Below are 18,758 nucleotides of genomic sequence, written 5' to 3'. Positions count from 1 at the left end.
CAAAAGGAGATTTTAAAAATGATGATTTTAGAAGCGAAAAAAATACGAAAAAGCTATGGAAATAAGCACAATAAACACGAAGTGTTAAAGGGAATCGACATTCAGATCCAAAAGGGTGAATTTGTCAGTATTATGGGCCCGTCAGGTTCAGGCAAAACAACATTGCTCAATGTTCTGTCCTCTATTGACCAGGTGAGCGGCGGAACGATTAACATCAACCAAGCTGAGATGACGAATCTGAAGGAAAAACAGCTTGCTGAATTCAGGAAGCAGCATTTAGGATTTATCTTTCAAGAATACAATTTGCTCGATACGCTGACAGTGAAAGAAAATATCCTTCTGCCGCTGTCGATTACAAAAATATCAAAAAAAGAAGCCGGTCAAAAATTTGAGGAAGTCGCGAAAGAATTAGGCATCTTTGAGCTGAAGAATAAATATCCGAATGAAATTTCCGGCGGGCAAAAACAGCGCACATCAGCAGCCAGGGCGTTTATTCATGAACCGAGCATTATTTTCGCTGACGAACCGACCGGTGCGCTTGATTCGAAATCCGCATCAGACTTGTTAAACAAGCTGAGCCAGTTAAATCAAAAGCGCCGGGCCACAATCATTATGGTCACCCATGATCCCGTCGCCGCGAGCTTCTGCAGCAGAGTGGTTTTCATTAAAGACGGACAAATTTATACGCAGCTGAATAAAGGCGGACAAGACAGGCAGATGTTCTTTCAGGACATCATGAAAACGCAAGGCGTGTTAGGCGGGGTTCAGCATGAGTATTAATCAGCTGATCTTCCGCAACCTGAAAAAGAATATACGGAACTATTACCTTTATGTGTTTGCGTTAATCTTCAGCGTGGCGCTTTATTTTGCGTTTGTTACGCTGCAGTATGATCCGGCGATCGATGAAGTGAAGGCATCGATAAAAGGCGCAGCGGCTTTGAAAGCAGCTTCCATTCTTCTAGTGGCAGTAGTAGCAGTTTTTATTTTGTATGCCAATACGATTTTTATTAAGCGGCGCAGCAAAGAAATCGGTTTATTCCAGCTAATCGGCATGAGGAAGCAAAAAATCTTCCGCATTTTAAGTTTGGAAAATGTCATGCTGTATTTCGGCTCTTTGGTCATTGGGGTGTTTGCCGGGTTTTCGATCTCAAAGCTCGTGCTTATGACTTTATTTAAAATAGTAGATGTTCAAGCTGAAACCGAATTGAATTTTTCCGGAGAAGCGCTTGTGCAAACTGTCATTGTATTCTGCGGAATCTACCTGCTGGTGATGGTGATGAATTATACGTTTATCAAAAAGCAAAGCATTTTGTCATTATTTAAAGCGACATCAGCTACGGAAGATAAGGTAAAGAGAATATCCGTTTTTCAAATGATCATTGGCTTATTGGGCATCTTGTTTATTTTGTCGGGATATTACATTTCCACTGAGTTGTTCAGCGGAAAATTCAAGACCATAGATGAGCTGTTTTATGCGATGAGCTTTATTCTCGGTACCGTTATCATCGGAACGTACTTCTTTTATAAAGGATCGGTCAGCTTTGTCTCCAACATCATCCGCAAAAGCAAAGGAGGCTACTTAAATATTTATGAAGTGCTGTCCCTTTCATCGATCATGTTCCGGCTGAAATCAAACGCTCTATTATTAACGATCATCACCACTGTTACGGCACTGGCGATCGGTTTGTTATCCTTGTGCTATATTTCGTACTACTCTGCAGAGAAAGCCGCCGAACAAAATGTGGCGGCTGATTTCGCTATGACAAATCAAAAGGATGCAAAACGGTTCGAACAACTATTGGATGAAAACAACATTCCATACAGCAAAAAAGAAATTCATGTCATTCAGGCGACTTTCAATCTGGAACAAGTTGTCGAAGGGGATCCTGAAAATATGGCTGGCGACCCGGGGAAATTACCTCTTGCTGTGGTCAGCGATGCACAAATTGACGGGATTGACGTGCACAAAGGAGACGTCATTTTCTCAGGGTATACCGACCTTCTCCAGAAATTTATGGCTTTAAAAGAGACCGGTGCCGTAAAGGTAAAGAGCAGGCATGAGACAATCCCATTAAACTATATAGGCTTGAGAAAAGAGTCGCTCTTATCCTTCAACTTTACCAGCGGCGGATTGCCTGTAGCCGTTGTGGATGATGCGCTGTTTAAACGTCTGAGCCAAGACAAAGATCCAAAATTACAGCAGAAGTCGAGTCTTTTTTACGGGATCAATTTAAAAGATGAAGATCAGATTCAGCAGGCAAATGAATTGTTTGCAACAGTGAATCAAAACGATCAGCATTTATCGCTCCTCGATGCAAGCACAGCTCAAAAATCGCTTTTCGGACTTGCCATGTTTATCGTAGGATTTCTAGGACTTACGTTTCTGATCACATCAGGATGCATCCTTTACTTTAAACAAATGGACGAAAGCGAAGATGAGAAACCGAATTACACGATCTTGAGAAAACTTGGTTTCACGCGCGGGGATCTTCTGAAGGGGATACGAATCAAGCAAATGTATAATTTCGGAATTCCATTGGTTATCGGCCTGTCTCACAGTTACTTTGCTGTCCAATCCGGCTGGTTCTTATTCGGAGCAGAGGTGCGGACGCCGATGATCATCGTGATGGTGCTGTACACCGTTCTGTATTCTATTTTCGGTTTGCTGTCCGTTCTTTACGGTAAGAAAGTGATCAAGTCGGCGCTGTAGCTGAGCCGTGTGGAATCTCGGCCGCAGCATCAGAGACGAATGAAAGGGCTGTTCCCGAGTGGGGGCAGCCTTTTTTGCTTCGCTTAATGAATATAAAAAAATGTAATTTTTATTGGGTTTTAATCCCTTAAATATTTTAGGAATATTGTAACAGTTCTATGCATCGGTTAAAATATAGATAATAATGAAGCTAAACGATGGAAAAAGTGATCTATGCTGAAAAAGAGATACCGTTGATTATGAGTTTGTGATTCAACCATTTTGATACAAAAGAGCGATTGTTTGACGATACCTTGGTTAATTCCACAGCTTGCGGTTGTCCAGGTACAGAAACATTTAAAATAGTACTGGACAGGCGGCTGTATACATACGGAAGAAACGCTATGAATACTTGCTGTCAGTTGCAATAGAGAAGAAAGAGTTGAAGGGAGCTTTCTATTGGGCATTTGGGAAGAAGAACATAAAAACAAGAACATTATGATCGGTGATGACGGATTGGATATCCTTCACGATGCGGTAGAGAAATTCTATAAAATGTCCAAGGAGCATTTGGATAGGGAACCGGCTTTAGACGAATTTTTCGTAACATTGCTTCATGTATTGAACACAAATGGAGAGTCATTTTTTCCGGAGCTAAACGAAAGACAAATTACAGATATAAAAGCTTCAACAAAAAAAGCTAAGTCCCTGTCAAAAATTGTGCCCGGCGCTATTATTGAGATTCCCTTAGAGGAGATAAATAAATACAGCTATGCATGGGTTTTGGAAGGAAACTTGGCAAAACGTAAAGATGATGATGTGCTAATTCAGTATTATGACATTTTTGTAGATCAAAAGCTGAGTAAAGCTATGATACTTGATTTACTAAAAGAAGAAAATAAGCTATTTGTAGCAAATACAAGTTACACTGGTTTTTTGCAGGATGATTGGAAGGTTGTTTCTAAAGCAACTCAAGATTTGTTGAAACAATATGATGAATCCAAATTAAGATTTATTACTTATGAGGAAGGAAAATATTTTATTAGTGAAGGAAAAGAAGGCTCTTTAGGTGGAGATGATGTATTAACAGAAGTAGATCAGAAAACAGGTAAGGCCATTTATAACCCCATAGGAATATTCGGCCATTTATGTATAGAGACGATTCTAATGAAGTATTCTAACGGCATTTCAATGGAAGATATCATTAAGTATGAAACATAAATAAATATCCAGTGTGGCCTGATATATTAACTAGGAGTAGCCATGGTAGCTGTTAAACGATCATAAAACACCATGAGCTTTCGGAAATTGGATTAGTGGTAAGGCGTTTTAGACGAATAGCAATTTAATTACACAAAAAACCAAAAAGTGTTAGCAAAAGGCAAAACGGGGGTGATGAGTGTGCTCAAAAATAAAGAAGCGATTCTTGCATTGCTTGATGATTCATTCAAAAAGGGAGAGTTTCCATTGCTTGATAACGGAAATTTCGACTTCGCAAAAGGCAAACTTTCGGTATTTGTTGAAGAGGATAACTGGCTCTTGACGTTTCAGTTGTTCGGATTGTCAAAATTGGGGCCGGCTATTGATTTTCATGCGATGGGCAATCAAGTAACCAATCATGAAGTAAGCTTTTTAGTTGATGAGCCGTTTGCGTTTTTGGACGAAAAAGGAAACAAATTAGAGTTGGAGGATGTGGAAACCGGTTTTGCAAAAAATCCGTTTAGCATTGTCCTTAGAGAGAAAGTATTTCATTTTTTCATTGAGCAAAAAGTGCAAGCAAATATTAATGCGGAGAATGAATGGATTACCTGTTTGAGGCAGATGAGTAAAAACCGTTTATTTCTCGACACTCTCTGGCTGACAAAACATGAACAACTCCAAACTGCTGATCTCCCGTTAATGTATGACCAATTGTATTCAACAGAAACGTGGATACATCCAGAAACAGAAAAGGATTTGCCAAGTCTTTCTCCTTTCTTTCAATCAATTGCCGAAGCAATATGCCGCAAAAAAGCAACATATCTATCAGACTATGCCAATGGAAATACAGAGTGGCCAATGTGGGCATCCACAGATTCTGTCGATTATTTTTAAAAAGTATTTAAGGGAGAAATCCATTGATTAAAAGCAGAGAAATTCTTAGTTTATTAGACGGTGAATTTAGTGAATTAAACAGACCGATTTTTGAATGGCGCGAATGTAACTATATCGGCAGTAAATGTACGTTAATGCGATTAAATAAAGATGATTGGTTACTTTCAATACAGTGCTTTCAAATAGATGATAAAGGGCCTTTTCTGTCTATTCATGCATACAGCAACAGTTTTTCAGACAACTACAGCTTAATCATTATGGACGACTTCTCTTTAACGACCAAAGCAGGTGAGCTGGTAACATATCATGAAAGTAATCTGGTTCAATTAAGCGAAGTAGCCAAAATTGAAATTGCGGAGACTCTTTACTGTATAAAAGCTAACCAGAGAAACAGATACCAAAAACAGACAAAAGAAGGAGCGTGGAAAACATACTTTAGAAATTTGTTTGAAGATCCTTCTTTCAGAGAGGCTCTTTGGATAAAACCCGAAAATCTTCTGAATGAATTAGGACTACAAGGCGATTATGAAGGAGTGTATGAAACAGAGAATTGGGAGTATCCCGATTATTTAACTAGCCCAAGTGAATTAGTTTCATTTCAATCATTTGCAGAATATCTTGAAACTGGACAAGGTCGGGTTTGTGCAGGGGTCCCAAATAATGATTGGAAACAGTGGGAAGATTACGATATCGACTAAGGCATGTTTAGAAAGCCTATGGGGAGAATCACATTCGATAACAAAAGAGGTGTTAGATGTGGAAAAACCTGAATTATCGGACTGTATCTGCAAAATGAAACAGGTGTTAAAAGGAGATTTGGCGAGAGAGGAACTTTCGGATTGGGCAGGGGGTTATGTATACGCTGACGATCCGGAAGTAGAAGATGAGAGGGTATGGAATTTGTTGATTTTACTAAGCGGATTCGATTTAAAGGATTCACCTGAAACATATTTGCATGATAAAGAGGAACTAAAGGATTGGATAGAAGAATACTGGAACGGCCCCATTGATGAGGTGAGAAAGTGCACCAACGAACGTTTCGATTAGGAAAAATAGATATCTACTTTCCTGACTCTGTCATCAAAAAATATTGGTTTTATGCAGATGTGGCAGCATTATTGAATCAAGAAACGACAGAGCAGGCTGTCTCTCTCATTAGAAAAGAATTAAAGCAAAGAGGATTCGGTAGGATAGCCTTTGATTCAGAAGCCGATGGAACCTCAGTTTCCTATCGGGATGGCCAAAAAGTGTTTGAAGTGGCCGCGGTTATAAATGAACTGTATAACCCTTCCTTTATGGTTTCTCAAGAACTGCGCGACAGTTTTAAAGAAGAGATTGCGAACTATAAGATTCCTAAAGGACAAAATTATAAAATTGGGGATAAAATCATTGTGCCTGACAGCCATAACACTTTCTTTCATATCATGCAGATGATAGATGAATATGAAGGTAGTGCGGTCTGCATTCTGTTCAATAAGGTTTACAAGGGAATGGACGAGGCGGCTTCAGCAGAAATAGGGAAAGACTTATTAAAAGAACATGTCTTCGCGGCAATGTGTTTACAAGAAAGCTATATTATCGATTATACCTTTAAGGTTATCAGCTCAAATCATGAGCCGCTCGCTCGTGTATTGTATACAAATCGAAGAAACCGTTTATTAGACGAAACCTTTCCGGATATATCCATTCAAGAATTGTTTGAGTTAGAACGGAATGCTGCAAATAGTGACTTTATGAAGGAAAGCAGACAAAAGCTATCATATCTGACCTGGATTAACTAGAAGGAGTGCGGTCCGTGTGTAAATTAAATACCGAGTCTTTGACGAGTATAGGAAATCTGGATGTGATCAACCTTCTGCATTACCATTCACTGTACTCATCCGATCTTCTGTCAAACAATGACCTCATTACATTTTTTGAACATCTCGATTTTAACCAGATTCTTATCGAAATTATGGGAACGCCCGATTTCATAGATGAAATGAACCCATTCATTGAATATAAACAATTTGCTGTAAATGCCCTATCGAAAAGGCTCATCCACGTTGAGTGCATGTTGACTAAAGAAGAACTGCTAGAAAGACACAAGCTGACAGAATACCTCTCTTTTCTTGCTTCAATCAATGATTTTGTTGTTTTAGTAGCAGACCCGGTTAACAATAAAAAATATTTTAATAGCGTGACTCAAAAGGTTGATGTACATATTGAATCAAAGGAGAAGGTCATCTGGTTTGAATTTGATGCGACTGATGTCTATGTCGTGGAATAATGCATCATTAAAGGGGCGTTTTTCTTCGGCGAAACATATTTTTTGCTCTCTTCCGGAATGTCGTATTCTAAGTCGAAGCTAAAGGTATATAAATGTGATTGTAAAAGGTGATGAGCAATATGTAGGCAATAATTGAGATCCACTTTTCTTTTGATAAAACAGAATTTTTACGATCTGCGGGTGAAGGACAATGAAGAAAAGATACAGATATTATCGGCTTGATGCTGATACTGTAAATCAACTGAAGGATATGGACAAGCGCTTGTCAGGACCGCTTCCGGCAGATTTGGATGCGTTTGAACAAGACGGGCACGGCTTGTCAGGGGATTTTTACGAGTATTTTGCGCTCGTCGCCGGCAGTTTAGGTTACGTTTTGGCGGATAAAAAAATGCCTAAGGTGCAACGCCAATCACTAGAAAAAACGTTTTTTGAAGTTTATCCAAAGAACAAAATCGAAAATTACCCTGAGACTTTTCATGTGGTTGCCATGCATGAAAATGTCAGGAGATTGTTGTGTTCGATTGTAAACCGCAGGAAGACTTGACCATACCCATACAGAGGTGACTATAGTGGAGTTGTCTAAACACGAAAAGCTTAATCTGGAAATACCCGAGTTTTCACCGGTTCATATTAAAGAAATTATCCGGTTTCAATACTACAAAGAATTTCATGAAGGAAAAGACATCAGCTCGATCGACATGACGGTTCTCTATGAAGATGAGAATGACAGCTATCATATTGATTTGACATTTAAGGAGGTTTCTTCTGTTCGGTTAACCGATTTTGAAAGCCGGCATGGCGGTTTCAAAATCGATCAATTAAACGCCGGCTGGGAGAATATCAATTATGTTGTTGAAGATTATGAAGACGGGACATTCCAATTTTATTGCCATACATATGATGTTTCACGCATTGAACGAATCGTGCCAAGGCTGAACAAAAAAGAAGTCGAGGCTTTATTAAAGGCTTCGAAAGAGAAGCGGTACGAGTATTTTATTAAAAGAATCGCCGACTTTGAAGAGGTCTGGTCATTATATGGCGACGGATGGGTGATGACGGAGGATGATCAAGGCGGCAAATTGATTCCGTTCTGGCCGGCAAAGGACTACGCCGAATTGTGCGCAGAACAGGAATGGAGGGAATGCACAGCCAGGCCGATCGATCTCGAAGAATTCGTGAATGAGTGGCTGCCGGGCATGAAAGAAGACGGGATTCAGCCGTCCATCTTTTTCAATTCAAAAGACGCGATTACATTGCCGGTCGATATTCTTTTGGAAGACATTTTGGCGGAATTGGAGAATTATTAAGGGTTAAACATCAACACCAGCAGAAAGCGCGCTATCAGAAGCCAACCTATACGGTTGAATGGGCAAAGGAGAACGATATCAAATGAGCTGGACCGTTTTAAGCAGCCGGGAAAATGATAAAGTGTGGACAAAGGTGAATCGGGTCGTCAAATGGAAACCCGGCCTTCAATGTTCAAGGATGAAGCCGCCGACGCCGTATATTGTCTATGATGTGTCCGCTGGGTTTAAAGAAGACGGCCGGTTCCTTGCCGATTTGGAGGAGAAGATGATCGGCGTCTTCAAAGCGTGTACAGATCCGCTGGAGACGATGTACGCGCTCGATTGGCAGCATGAAGGATATATGTTTCGTCCGCACGGACAGCTTCCTAAAGATGAATATGGGGATTGGCCGGTTCCGATCTTTCCAAATGGGGATTACTATTTCTTTTTCCAGCGGGATTTTGAATGGGGCGTGCTTGGCGACCCTTGGCGGCAAACGATGACCCTATATGGAGAAAAACTTCTTGACCATATTGAACATCATCCGCCGGTTATTTTTAGAAAAGCATAATCAAAAGCCCATCGGATGAGTCCGATGGGCTTCCTCATATTTCCTACAGCTCAACCTTGTAGAGTGTTTGCTGCTGTCCGCCGCCCAGGCCGCCTCTTGTGCCCTGCTGTGCGGAGCTGTCTGTATTGTTCGTGGTACTGTTGTATTCATCAGACGAAATTTCGGTTCCGTTTTCTTTAATCCAGGAGACGAGCTCACTGTTGCCTGAGTTGTCACTGATCAGAAAGTATTTTATTTTTCCTTCTTTGACGAGGTTTTTCAGCTCACTGACCGACAAGATCGGATCTGTGCCGTTGAAGCCTCCGAGCGCCATGACATTTTCGTCGGCATTGATGATATACGGGGCTGCGGTTACCGTTGTCAATGTCGCGAACAGGTACTCTTCGCCGGTATTATTTTTCCGGAGGTATGTGAGCAGTCCTGTGTCCACATCCGAGCTGAACATTCCGCCTCCGTTGGAGCTTTGCAGCTGAGGCCCTGATTCAGGAAGAACGCTGTTTCCTCCGTAAAGGATCGGTGTTGCCGACCAATAGACCGGTGTCAAAAGAAGCACGCACAAGCTGATGATGGTGAGCTGCCTTCCGAATGGATGACTTCGCTTCAGCGTCAGTAAGGCGATGCTGACACCCAGCCCCAAGAGGCCCATGACATACATCCAGGCGCTGCCGATTTGGCTTGTATATGCGTTTAAAATATACACTTGGAATGCTGCCGTTGTCAGAACGGCAGCCGGCAGCAGATAGCTTGCCCAGTCTTTGTGATTTTTGTAAAGGGCGTACATCGCGTACCATCCAATTCCTGACAGTGCGGCGATCGGCGGCGCCAGCATAATCAAGTAGTAGTGGTGAAAGAATCCGGCGATGCTAAAGAACCCGGCAACAGGAACGAGCCATGCAGCCCAAAAGATTGTTTCTTTCATTTCGCCTGCATTTTCGCGGCGGCTGCGGAGCCAGCTGATGATCATGCCGAGCAGTCCGAATAATGCGAATGGAAGCATCCAGCTAATTTGGCCCGATAAAGCAGATTGGAAGAGCCGCAGGGGTCCTGCGTCACCGGTGCCGAACATGTTCATGCTTTGTCCGCTGCCTTGACCTGCACCCGGTCCGCCTCCGGTTGGCGGCTGACTGCCGCCGTTTGCTCCTTGAGAACCGTCATCGGTCGCGTTGCCCGCAGCCGGCGGCTGCATTGCACCGTTTTGTCCATCGGAGCCGTCGGATGAACGGCTTCCGTCTTGAGTTTGCGCATTGCCGTTGGTCGCGCTGCTTGCACCCGGCGGCTGCATCGCGCCATTTTGTCCATTGGAGCTGTCGACTGCATTGTTCCCGTTCTGAGTGTGTGCATTGCCGTTCGGCTGCTGCATGTCTCCTCTAAAACCGTTCATATCGCCGCGGACGTTGCCCGTCGTCTGGCCGAGCAGCCGCTCTGTGCCGTTGTAGCCGAAAGCCAGTTCAAGCACGGAGTTGGTTTGACTGCTTCCGACATACGGGCGGCTGTCGGCCGATGTATAGTCGACAGCAAGCGCCCAAGAAAGCGAAACGCCGGTGAGAACAATAAGCGATAAAACAGCGGACACAATTTTTTTCTTCCAATTCGCATGGGCCGCGATGAGATAAAACAGCAAGAACGCGGGAAGCACCATGAATGCCTGAAGCATCTTCATATTGAACCCGAGGCCGATGAGGCCAAATGCAGCGAGCAGCCAGATCAGCCTGCCTTGTTTGACCGCCTTCATCAGGCACCATGTACCAAGAAGGAGCGTGAAAACGAGCATGCTGTCGATATTATTCGTCCGGCTTACGGCAACCGCGATCGGCGTCAGCGCCATCACCAGCGCTGAAATGCGGGCGGCTCCTTTTCCGAATTTCGGTTTAATCAGTGCGTATAGCAGATAGACGGAACCCGCACCTGCAAGCGCCTGCGGCAAAATCACACTCCACGTATGCACGCCGAAAATTTTCGCAAATATGGTCTGAATCCATAAAACGAGGGGCGGCTTATCTACTGACACGAATCCGGAAGAGTCGAATGACGCAAAGAAGAAATTGTGGAAGCTTTGCGTCATGCTTTTGACCGCCGCCAAGTAATACTGGTTGGCGGCATTGTCCTGCCAAATGTTATATGTATTCAGAATAAGAGCTGCCAACAAAATAAGAATCAGAATGACATCAAGTTGTTTGTTTTTTATTTTCATCATTACTTTCACCTCTTTATGTTCCCTATTCTAGAAGAAAAATATGAACAAGTTATGAATAAAAAGAGAACAATCTATTTTTGTTTGAATGGAAAAAAATAAATATTTTTTGGAAAAAGGTGTGTACTTTTTTCTTTTTGCGCTGTATACTGTACTACAACAGAAATTAAAAACATAAAACTGTTCTATAAAAAGGAGAGTGACACAAATGAGCTTGAAAAGTCCGATGGAATTTTTCAGAACGCTTCCAAAAAAAACTTGCCCTGAATGCGGTGAAAAGATGGAGGAGCAGGCTGAATCTTACTTTATGGAATGTGAGCGCTGTCTTTCCAAAAAAGGCGAGTAAGCAAACTGTTTTATAACAATGCATGTAAAGGGGTAGGGAGACATGAAAACAGAGGAGAAGAGAACTCAGATAACCGGATCGATGAATCCGCAGTATGAAGAGATTTTGACAAAAGAAGCGCTGGAGTTTATCGGACGTCTTGAACGACATTTCGGGGGAAGAAGACGGGAATTGCTGCATTTGCGAACGATCAGGCAGGCTGAAATTGATCAAGGGAAGAATCCGGGTTTTTTGGCGGAAACGAAGCACATCCGCGAGGCGGAGTGGACGGTCGCGCCGCTCCCCCGGGATTTGGAGGACCGCAGGGTTGAAATCACCGGCCCGGTCGACAGAAAAATGGTCATCAATGCTTTAAATTCAGGAGCGAAAGTCTTTATGGCCGACTTTGAAGATGCGAACTCGCCGACTTGGAAAAACTGCATTGAAGGCCAGGTTAATTTGCGGGACGCGGTTCGCGGGACGATTTCTTTTACGAATGAACAGGGCAAACGCTATGAGCTGAAAGAAAACCCCGCCGTCATCATTGTAAGACCGAGGGGATGGCACTTGGAAGAGAAGCATGTGCTGATCGGCGGCAAGTCCGTGTCAGCAAGCCTGTTCGATTTTGGCCTTTATTTTTTCCATAACGCAAAAGAGCTGATTAAAAAAGGAAGCGGCCCTTATTTCTACCTTCCAAAAATCGAAAACCATCTGGAAGCAAGGCTGTGGAACGACGTGTTTGTTTATGCGCAAAACGACTTGCGCATTCCGCAGGGGACGATTAAAGCGACGGTTCTCGTTGAAACGATCCTGGCGGCTTTTGAAATGGATGAAATCCTCTATGAATTGAAGGAGCATTCAGCCGGACTTAACTGCGGCAGGTGGGATTATATTTTCAGCTTTATTAAGAAATTCAGGAACAGGGAAGAAGTCATTCTTCCAGACCGCTCAGCCGTGACGATGACGGTTCCAAACATGAGAGCGTACTCCCTCTTGGCGATTCAAACGTGTCATAAACGCAACGTCCATGCGATCGGGGGAATGGCGGCGCAAATTCCCGCTAAAGACAAACCTGAGATCAATGAAGCCGCATTTGCCAAAATCCGCGAAGATAAGGAACGTGAAGTAAAAGACGGACATGACGGAACATGGATCGCGCATCCCGGCATGATTCAAACGGCGCTCGATGTATTCAATCAGCATATGCCGTCGGCGAACCAGATTCATAGAAAGCGGGAAGACGTAAAGGTCGAGGAAAAAGACTTGCTGGAAGTACCGAAAGGCCGGATTACAGAAGCAGGCGTCCGTACCAATATCAGCGCCGGCATCCGCTATTTAGCTTCATGGCTGTCGGGCAGAGGCGCCGCTCCGATTGACCACTTAATGGAGGACGCAGCAACGGCGGAGATTTCCAGAGCCCAGCTTTGGCAATGGATTCGCCATCCGAAAGGGGTTCTTGACGATGGCCGGAAAGTCAACGCCGAAATGGTCAAGATGATGAAAGAGGAAGAAATGCAGAAAATCTTCGAAGAAGCCGGCATAGAACATTTTCGGAGCGGCCGGTTCGAAGAGGCCGGACAGTTATTTGAACAGCTGATTTTGGATGATGAATTCGCGGAATTTCTAACGATACCCGCTTATGAAAAAATATGATGGGGGAATGTGCGATGCTGAAAGAAAAACAACTCGCAAAAAGCTGGGAGCATGAAGAACGCTGGAAAGGGATCACAAGGCCGTATCAGGCGGCTGACGTCATTCGGTTGAGGGGCACGCTTGAGATTGAATACACGATTGCAAGGCGCGGCGCTGAAAAGCTGTGGAAGCTTCTCCACACAGAGGACTTCGTGCCGGCGCTGGGCGCTTTGACCGGAAATCAAGCCATGCAGCAAGTAAAAGCCGGATTGAAAGCGATTTATTTAAGCGGTTGGCAGGTGGCGGCCGATGCCAATTTGTCAGGGAGCATGTATCCTGACCAAAGCCTTTATCCGGCAAACAGCGTGCCGGAAGTTGTCAAAAAAATCAACCGTACGCTGCAGCGCGCCGATCAAATTCACCATATGGAAGGAAAAGAAGACATCGATTGGTTTGCTCCGATTGTGGCCGATGCTGAAGCAGGCTTCGGCGGACAGCTGAATGTGTTCGAGCTGATGAAAGGTATGATTGAAGCCGGCGCCGCGGGAGTTCACTTTGAAGACCAGTTGTCGTCTGAGAAAAAGTGCGGGCATTTGGGCGGGAAAGTGCTGCTTCCGACGCAAACGGCGGTGCGTAATTTGATTGCCGCGCGCCTCGCCGCAGACGTGATGGGAGTCCCGACCATTCTTATTGCCCGTACGGACGCGAATGCGGCCGACCTGATCACAAGCGACGTCGATTCATATGATGCGCCGTTTTTGACGGGAGAGCGAACAGCGGAAGGGTTCTTCAAAACAAAGCCGGGTCTTGATCAGGCGATTGCGAGAGGTTTGGCGTATGCGCCGTATGCCGATTTGATCTGGTGTGAAACGTCTGAGCCGAATATTGAAGAAGCCCGCCGGTTTGCACAGGCGATCCATGAAAAATTCCCGGGCAAACTGCTCGCCTACAACTGCTCCCCTTCGTTCAACTGGAAGGCCAAACTGGATGACAACACCATCTTGAACTTCCAGAAACAGCTCAGTGAAATGGGCTATAAATTTCAATTTGTCACACTGGCAGGCTTCCACGCCTTAAACCACGGCATGTTTGAATTGGCCCGCCAATATAAGCACCGCGGAATGGCGGCGTATTCTGATCTGCAGCAGGCCGAGTTTGCCAGCGAAGTCCACGGCTATACGGCGACAAGGCATCAGCGCGAAGTCGGAACGAGCTACTTTGATGAAGTCGCCCAGGTTGTGACAGGCGGGACTTCATCAACCACTGCACTGAAGGGATCGACTGAAGCGGAACAATTTCAATCCTAAAAACGTAAAAAGCCGCCCGTCATGGGGCGGCTTGCTTGTTGTCTATCAAGTTAGCAATTGACATCATTGGAAGGGGCGGTAAAAGGGTTTTCCCTAATAACAGTCAGTGTCTGATGATTCTTGTTGTTTCTTTTGGCCGGCCGGTTGTCTTTGCTGAAAGAATAGAACAAATACACAGCCATTGTCAAAATCAAGATAAACATCATCATAAATATCCCCTCCAAATTTTTTTGTCTTCACTATATTAGACGAACAAGCCTGCAAAAGGTTTCAGAAAATTAACATTTTTCCATAAATATTTTTACCCGCTGCATCTTCTGGATGAAACCCGGCGGTTCTATACAAGAATAAAACTGAAAAACTCAGGTTGACATCATAATCATTGATGTGTAGAGTAAAAGTTAATGTAATAGGAAGTCCACTAGGGGAGCCGTAAGCCGGCTGAGACAAGAAGCGATCTTGGACCCTTTGAACCTGATCTAGTTCATACTAGCGTAGGGAAGTGGAGCCGGTGTCTTTATGATTTCATCATACAAAGGCCGCTCCATTTTGGGGCGGCTTTTTTGCGTAAAAAGCGGCTCGCTCCCCCTGTGCCTTCCTTATAAAACCGATTGCTGAGGAGGCTATCTACATGAGTTTTTCTGCAGAACTTCGCCGTGAGGCAGACCCTATTTTTGAAGCCATTTTTGAGCATCCGTTTGTATTGGGACTGGCGTCCGGCAAGCTGAAAAAGGAGCAGCTTATTCATTATGTGAAGCAAGATTACGAGTATTTGAACGCTTTTATTCAAATCTACGGAATTGCAATTTCCAAGTGTCAAAACCGGAAAGACATGGAGATGTTTCATGAGCAGATTTCATTTGTATTAAACAGCGAAGTGCACCCGCACAACAACCTGTGCCGGGCCGCGGGGGTGGAGTATGAATCTCTGCAGGGCTATCCGCTTGCGCCTTCTGCCCATCATTATATCCGCCATATGCTGACGGCGGCGCACGAAGGCACGCTGGGAGAGATATTAGCCGTCTTGCTGCCTTGTCCGTGGACATATTGGGAGATCGGAAAAAAACTGATGATGGACGTTCAGCCTGACCCGTCGCATCCATTTTATGACTGGATCTGTTTTTACGGAGACCGAACCGATTCAATCACGACGAAGTTTTGCGCCCGCCTGGATGAATGGGCCGAAACAGCGGGCAAGGCTGAAAAAGAAAAAATGAAGGAGCTTTTTTTGCAAAGCTGTCAGCTTGAATACGGCTTTTGGGAGATGGCTTATACAGTTGAAGATTGGCCTGTGGAAATGGAGGCGGTGAGACGATGAATTGGAACATGAAAGAAGTCGTGATGGCAGTGATCTTGTCCGTTGCATGCGGCGTCATTTACTTAGGATGGTCCACCTTGTGGATCCCTGTTTCAGCTATTGTCGGGCCTGTCGGAGCGAACTTTATGTTCGGCATTTGGGTGATCGCCAGCCCGATTGTCGCTTATATCATCCGTAAACCGGGTGCGGCGCTGATTGCCGAGACGGCAGCTGCGGCGGTCGAACTGCTGACCGGAAGCCACTTTGGACTGTCAGCATTATTAATCGGTGTGTTCCAGGGAGCCGGTGCGGAAATCGCTTTTGCGATCTTTCGCTATAAGCGTTACAACTTGTTTACCCTTATGCTTTCCGGTGCGCTTGCCGCGGTCGGAAGCATGACATACAGCCTGATGGCGAACGGTTTTGCCTACTATACGACGCAAACGCTGATCATGACGCTTATCATCCAAATCATCAGCGGCATTGTACTCGGCGGCTGGCTGGCAAAAGCCGTTGTCGAAGCGCTTGCGAAAACGGGCGTCCTGAATCAGTATGAGATCATGAAGGAACAGCGGAAGAAGGATGATGCCGATGCGTTCATTTCTCGGATGCAGTAACCTTTCCGTCCGTTTTTATCATCGTCCTGAAACAGTCCTAGACCGGGTCTCGCTGTCGATTGGGCAGGGAGAGAAAGTGCTGATACTCGGTCCGAGCGGAAGCGGCAAATCGACACTGTTGTCCGTGCTTTCCGGCATCATTCCTGAACATGTCGAAGCTGAGGTCAGCGGAGAGGTCAATCGCAGAAAGAGCGCCGGCGTTATGTTTCAGGATCCGGATTCGCAGTTCTGCATGCTTCATGTTGATGAGGAAATCGCTTTTAGCCTAGAAAACCGGTCTGTCTCCCCAAAAGATATGGACGGCATCATCTCGGAGCTGATGGAGCAAGTCGGATTAAAGATAGATAAGAAAACGCCGATCGAAACCTTGTCAGGCGGTATGAAGCAGAGACTGGCATTAGCGTGCCTGCTCGCTCTGGAGCCTGAAGTGCTGTTTTTTGACGAGCCGACGGCGCAGCTGGACCCGGCCAGCCGGAAAGACATCTTTGCCTTGCTTCGTAACGTTTCACGAAAAAGCGGACAGACGATGGTGTTCGTCGAACACGTGCTGGACGGCTGTATCGAGTGGATGGACCGCGTCATTCTTTTCAATGGAAAGGGACAGATCATCGCTGACGGAAAGCCGGAAGAAATCGTGAAACATTTTCAGCCGGAGATGAAAGCGGCGGGCATCTGGCAGCCGAAACTGTACCCTGCGGTATGGGAAGATGTCATCACACAAGATGATCATCCGCTCGCCGTCAAGCTCTCTTCTACATTGAAAATGAAAGAGGAGGAGGCGAAAAACAGGCCTACAGCTGACAGAGACATATTGATCCGCGCAGACGACGCGGCGATCGGCTATCGGAAAAAGATCGTTGCCGACGGCATCACCCTTGAGATTCCAAGGGGAGAATGGATTTCGGTCATCGGCGAGAACGGGAGCGGAAAGAGTACGTTTTTAAAAAGTCTGATCAGGCTTGAAGCCGTCAAAAAAGGGCGCCTTTATCTTGAGGATCGGGAGCTGAAGAAATGGTCCGACCGTACGCTCTATGAGAAGGCCGGCTTTGTTTTTCAAAATCCCGAGCTTCAATTTATTCGGGACACGGTGTTTGACGAGATCGCGTTCGGGGCGAGGCAGCGGGGATGGCCGGAGGACCGGGTCGAAAAGAAAACGGCTGAATTGCTGCGGGAATTCGGACTTGACGCTCATCAAAAAGCGCACCCCTTTACATTAAGCCTCGGGCAGAAACGGCGTTTAAGCGTTGCGACAATGCTTTTGTTTGACCAGGATCTGCTGCTGCTTGACGAGCCGACATTCGGTCAGGACGAAAGGACGGCGCAAGAATTAATCAAGCGGTTAAAGGAACGGCAGGAACGGGGAACGACGATTGTGATGGTGACGCACGACATGGACATCGTAGATGAGCATTCCGGCCGTGTCATCGTGTTTCATCAAGGGAAAGCGGCATTTCAAGGAACGCCGTATCGATTATTTTCTAATCAAGGCCTCGTCCGCCGCTTTTCATTGATACCGCCGCTTCATTACCGGTTCATGCATGAAAGAAAGGAGAGGGTTCCCGTATGAAAAGCAATGGTTCACTTCTTTCGGCATTGAACCCGAGCGCCAAGCTCTTTTCCCACCTCCTGGTCATGTGCTTGCTCATGTTTGTTTCAAATCCGAAACCGACTCTATTCATTTGGCTGTTTGCGGTTGCCATCGGAATTTTTTTCGGGGGATGGACTTTGTCTTATTTAAGTAAGCGGCTGTTGCCTTATCTCGTCTTTTTTATTCTCGTCTTTTGGATGATGGCCGCTTTTGGAAAAGGCGAGGAAACGATTTGGGAATGGGCCTGGTTCCGCGTCACCGAGGAAAGCGTCGGCAATGGGCTGACAATCGCGCTCCGGATGCTCGGGTTTGTCACATACGGTCTTTTGTTTACATCAACAACCGATTTGACGCAGTTTATTATGAGCCTGGTTCATCAATGCAGGCTGTCGCCTAAATGGGCTTATGGCTTGCTGGCCGGCTTCCGTTTTGTCCCGCTTTTTCAGTCTGAGCTTTCGCAAATGAAGGCGGCGCACAAAATCAGGGGCTATAAGCAAAAAAACAGCTGGAAGGCGTTTATTCGCTATGCGCTGCCTTTGTTTTCGCAAGGCATCCGCAAGTCGGAAAGAATCGCCGTTGCCATGGAAGCGAGAGGGTTTACCGGTGCAAAAGACCGCACCTACTATCAAACAGCGCGGCTTTCCGGAAAAGACTTCGTTTATTTTGCGGGTCTGGCGTCAGTCACAGCGGGAATTTTGCTCATTTTTTAAGAGGGTTTTTTACAGGGCCGCACTGCGGCTCTTTTTTTATAAATCGGGCATTCTGTAAAATGTAAATATTTCGGACGTTGACTGAAACATATTGACCTAGGCCAAAAAGATTGTACAATCAATGTGTACCATATGAAAAAAGAAATATAAAAAATCCCCTTACAAGATGGGAGTGGCGCGAT

Annotated in this window: 20 protein-coding genes and 1 riboswitch; of the genes, 18 read left to right on the top strand and 2 right to left on the bottom strand. The window is 45.2% G+C overall.

All coding sequences use genetic code 11. The features are described from left to right. Positions 1 to 18: 18 nt before the first annotated feature. The 11 genes from MHB72_RS21545 to MHB72_RS21495 all read left to right on the top strand — a co-directional run bounded on the left by MHB72_RS21545 (position 19) and on the right by MHB72_RS21495 (position 8,909). Positions 19 to 780, top strand: a complete 762-nt coding sequence (locus MHB72_RS21545; RefSeq protein WP_020453508.1) for an ABC transporter ATP-binding protein — start codon at positions 19 to 21, stop codon at positions 778 to 780. Further along, the gene (locus MHB72_RS21540; protein ID WP_020453507.1) at positions 770 to 2,710 is read left to right on the top strand and encodes an ABC transporter permease; all 1,941 of its coding nucleotides are present in this window, start codon (positions 770 to 772) and stop codon (positions 2,708 to 2,710) included. The genes MHB72_RS21545 and MHB72_RS21540 overlap by 11 nt, the downstream gene beginning before the upstream one ends. A 438-nt stretch (positions 2,711 to 3,148) precedes the next feature. Then, complete coding sequence (locus tag MHB72_RS21535) at positions 3,149 to 3,910, top strand: hypothetical protein (RefSeq protein ID WP_216919150.1); 762 nt, start codon at positions 3,149 to 3,151, stop codon at positions 3,908 to 3,910. 180 nt (positions 3,911 to 4,090) lie between these two features. Then, positions 4,091 to 4,783 (top strand): DUF7003 family protein, encoded by a 693-nt coding sequence (locus MHB72_RS21530; protein ID WP_216919152.1) that lies wholly within the window; start codon positions 4,091 to 4,093, stop codon positions 4,781 to 4,783. Positions 4,784 to 4,806: 23 nt separating this feature from the next. Then, on the top strand, positions 4,807 to 5,481 hold the full coding sequence (locus tag MHB72_RS21525) for a DUF7003 family protein (protein WP_216919154.1): 675 nt from the start codon (positions 4,807 to 4,809) through the stop codon (positions 5,479 to 5,481). Then, the gene (locus tag MHB72_RS21520; protein ID WP_306738993.1) at positions 5,444 to 5,830 is read left to right on the top strand and encodes a hypothetical protein; all 387 of its coding nucleotides are present in this window, start codon (positions 5,444 to 5,446) and stop codon (positions 5,828 to 5,830) included. Before MHB72_RS21525 ends, MHB72_RS21520 begins: the two co-directional genes overlap by 38 nt. Further along, positions 5,806 to 6,564, top strand: coding sequence for a hypothetical protein (locus MHB72_RS21515; protein WP_216919156.1), 759 nt, complete (start codon positions 5,806 to 5,808; stop codon positions 6,562 to 6,564). The genes MHB72_RS21520 and MHB72_RS21515 overlap by 25 nt, the downstream gene beginning before the upstream one ends. A gap of 14 nt (positions 6,565 to 6,578) precedes the next feature. Next, complete coding sequence (locus MHB72_RS21510; protein WP_340903930.1) at positions 6,579 to 7,052, top strand: hypothetical protein; 474 nt, start codon at positions 6,579 to 6,581, stop codon at positions 7,050 to 7,052. Positions 7,053 to 7,242: 190 nt separating this feature from the next. Then, complete coding sequence (locus tag MHB72_RS21505) at positions 7,243 to 7,596, top strand: YxiJ family protein (protein WP_026580354.1); 354 nt, start codon at positions 7,243 to 7,245, stop codon at positions 7,594 to 7,596. A gap of 25 nt (positions 7,597 to 7,621) precedes the next feature. After that, complete coding sequence (locus tag MHB72_RS21500; protein ID WP_245117641.1) at positions 7,622 to 8,359, top strand: DUF2750 domain-containing protein; 738 nt, start codon at positions 7,622 to 7,624, stop codon at positions 8,357 to 8,359. 82 nt (positions 8,360 to 8,441) lie between these two features. Continuing rightward, positions 8,442 to 8,909, top strand: a complete 468-nt coding sequence (locus MHB72_RS21495; RefSeq protein ID WP_216919159.1) for a DUF2716 domain-containing protein — start codon at positions 8,442 to 8,444, stop codon at positions 8,907 to 8,909. A 43-nt stretch (positions 8,910 to 8,952) separates the two neighbouring features. Here the strand turns inward: MHB72_RS21495 and MHB72_RS21490 are convergent, their stop codons facing one another. Next, the gene (locus tag MHB72_RS21490) at positions 8,953 to 11,094 is read right to left on the bottom strand and encodes an ArnT family glycosyltransferase (RefSeq protein ID WP_216919669.1); all 2,142 of its coding nucleotides are present in this window, start codon (positions 11,092 to 11,094) and stop codon (positions 8,953 to 8,955) included. 214 nt (positions 11,095 to 11,308) lie between these two features. On the opposite strand from MHB72_RS21490, the gene yhfH reads away from it, so the two are divergent. Genes yhfH through aceA form a run of 3 tightly spaced genes read left to right on the top strand, consistent with a single transcriptional unit; the run spans position 11,309 to position 14,364 of the window. After that, complete coding sequence (yhfH, locus tag MHB72_RS21485; protein WP_023856901.1) at positions 11,309 to 11,446, top strand: protein YhfH; 138 nt, start codon at positions 11,309 to 11,311, stop codon at positions 11,444 to 11,446. A 42-nt stretch (positions 11,447 to 11,488) separates the two neighbouring features. Then, positions 11,489 to 13,078, top strand: a complete 1,590-nt coding sequence (gene aceB, locus MHB72_RS21480; protein ID WP_216919161.1) for a malate synthase A — start codon at positions 11,489 to 11,491, stop codon at positions 13,076 to 13,078. A gap of 14 nt (positions 13,079 to 13,092) precedes the next feature. Continuing rightward, on the top strand, positions 13,093 to 14,364 hold the full coding sequence (gene aceA / locus MHB72_RS21475; protein WP_023856903.1) for an isocitrate lyase: 1,272 nt from the start codon (positions 13,093 to 13,095) through the stop codon (positions 14,362 to 14,364). Positions 14,365 to 14,414: 50 nt separating this feature from the next. Here the strand turns inward: aceA and MHB72_RS21470 are convergent, their stop codons facing one another. Beyond that, on the bottom strand, positions 14,415 to 14,573 hold the full coding sequence (locus MHB72_RS21470; protein WP_020453503.1) for a hypothetical protein: 159 nt from the start codon (positions 14,571 to 14,573) through the stop codon (positions 14,415 to 14,417). 204 nt (positions 14,574 to 14,777) lie between these two features. Next, positions 14,778 to 14,882: riboswitch (TPP riboswitch) on the top strand. Positions 14,883 to 14,995: 113 nt separating this feature from the next. On the opposite strand from MHB72_RS21470, the gene tenA reads away from it, so the two are divergent. From tenA to MHB72_RS21450, 4 genes are read left to right on the top strand one after another with little or no spacing between them, the layout of a single operon-like run. Next, the gene (gene tenA, locus MHB72_RS21465; RefSeq protein ID WP_020453502.1) at positions 14,996 to 15,682 is read left to right on the top strand and encodes a thiaminase II; all 687 of its coding nucleotides are present in this window, start codon (positions 14,996 to 14,998) and stop codon (positions 15,680 to 15,682) included. Beyond that, positions 15,679 to 16,278: an ECF transporter S component gene (locus tag MHB72_RS21460; protein ID WP_020453501.1), complete on the top strand. Its 600-nt coding sequence runs from the start codon at positions 15,679 to 15,681 to the stop codon at positions 16,276 to 16,278. Before tenA ends, MHB72_RS21460 begins: the two co-directional genes overlap by 4 nt. After that, complete coding sequence (locus MHB72_RS21455; RefSeq protein WP_340904201.1) at positions 16,253 to 17,845, top strand: ABC transporter ATP-binding protein; 1,593 nt, start codon at positions 16,253 to 16,255, stop codon at positions 17,843 to 17,845. Before MHB72_RS21460 ends, MHB72_RS21455 begins: the two co-directional genes overlap by 26 nt. After that, positions 17,842 to 18,576 carry an energy-coupling factor transporter transmembrane component T family protein gene (locus MHB72_RS21450; protein ID WP_020453499.1) on the top strand — a complete coding sequence of 245 codons (735 nt, stop codon included), beginning with the start codon at positions 17,842 to 17,844 and terminating at the stop codon, positions 18,574 to 18,576. Before MHB72_RS21455 ends, MHB72_RS21450 begins: the two co-directional genes overlap by 4 nt. Positions 18,577 to 18,758: the final 182 nt, after the last annotated feature.

The organism is Bacillus sp. FSL K6-1284 (genome assembly GCF_038002625.1).
GTDB classification, from domain to species: domain Bacteria; phylum Bacillota; class Bacilli; order Bacillales; family Bacillaceae; genus Bacillus; species Bacillus paralicheniformis.
This window is presented reverse-complemented; position numbering and strand designations above follow the sequence as displayed.

Bases quoted from the DNA above. Each gene is read 5' to 3' on its own strand.
- MHB72_RS21545 (WP_020453508.1), top strand. From the start codon at position 19: ATGATGATTTTAGAAGCGAAAAAAATACGAAAAAGCTATGGAAATAAG.
- MHB72_RS21540 (WP_020453507.1), top strand. From the start codon at position 770: ATGAGTATTAATCAGCTGATCTTCCGCAACCTGAAAAAGAATATACGG.
- MHB72_RS21520 (WP_306738993.1), top strand. From the start codon at position 5,444: ATGATTGGAAACAGTGGGAAGATTACGATATCGACTAAGGCATGTTTA.
- MHB72_RS21505 (WP_026580354.1), top strand. From the start codon at position 7,243: ATGAAGAAAAGATACAGATATTATCGGCTTGATGCTGATACTGTAAAT.
- MHB72_RS21495 (WP_216919159.1), top strand. From the start codon at position 8,442: ATGAGCTGGACCGTTTTAAGCAGCCGGGAAAATGATAAAGTGTGGACA.
- yhfH (WP_023856901.1), top strand. From the start codon at position 11,309: ATGAGCTTGAAAAGTCCGATGGAATTTTTCAGAACGCTTCCAAAAAAA.
- aceB (WP_216919161.1), top strand. From the start codon at position 11,489: ATGAAAACAGAGGAGAAGAGAACTCAGATAACCGGATCGATGAATCCG.
- aceA (WP_023856903.1), top strand. From the start codon at position 13,093: ATGCTGAAAGAAAAACAACTCGCAAAAAGCTGGGAGCATGAAGAACGC.
- MHB72_RS21470 (WP_020453503.1), bottom strand. From the start codon at position 14,573: ATGATGATGTTTATCTTGATTTTGACAATGGCTGTGTATTTGTTCTAT.
- tenA (WP_020453502.1), top strand. From the start codon at position 14,996: ATGAGTTTTTCTGCAGAACTTCGCCGTGAGGCAGACCCTATTTTTGAA.
- MHB72_RS21460 (WP_020453501.1), top strand. From the start codon at position 15,679: ATGAATTGGAACATGAAAGAAGTCGTGATGGCAGTGATCTTGTCCGTT.
- MHB72_RS21455 (WP_340904201.1), top strand. From the start codon at position 16,253: ATGCGTTCATTTCTCGGATGCAGTAACCTTTCCGTCCGTTTTTATCAT.
- MHB72_RS21450 (WP_020453499.1), top strand. From the start codon at position 17,842: ATGAAAAGCAATGGTTCACTTCTTTCGGCATTGAACCCGAGCGCCAAG.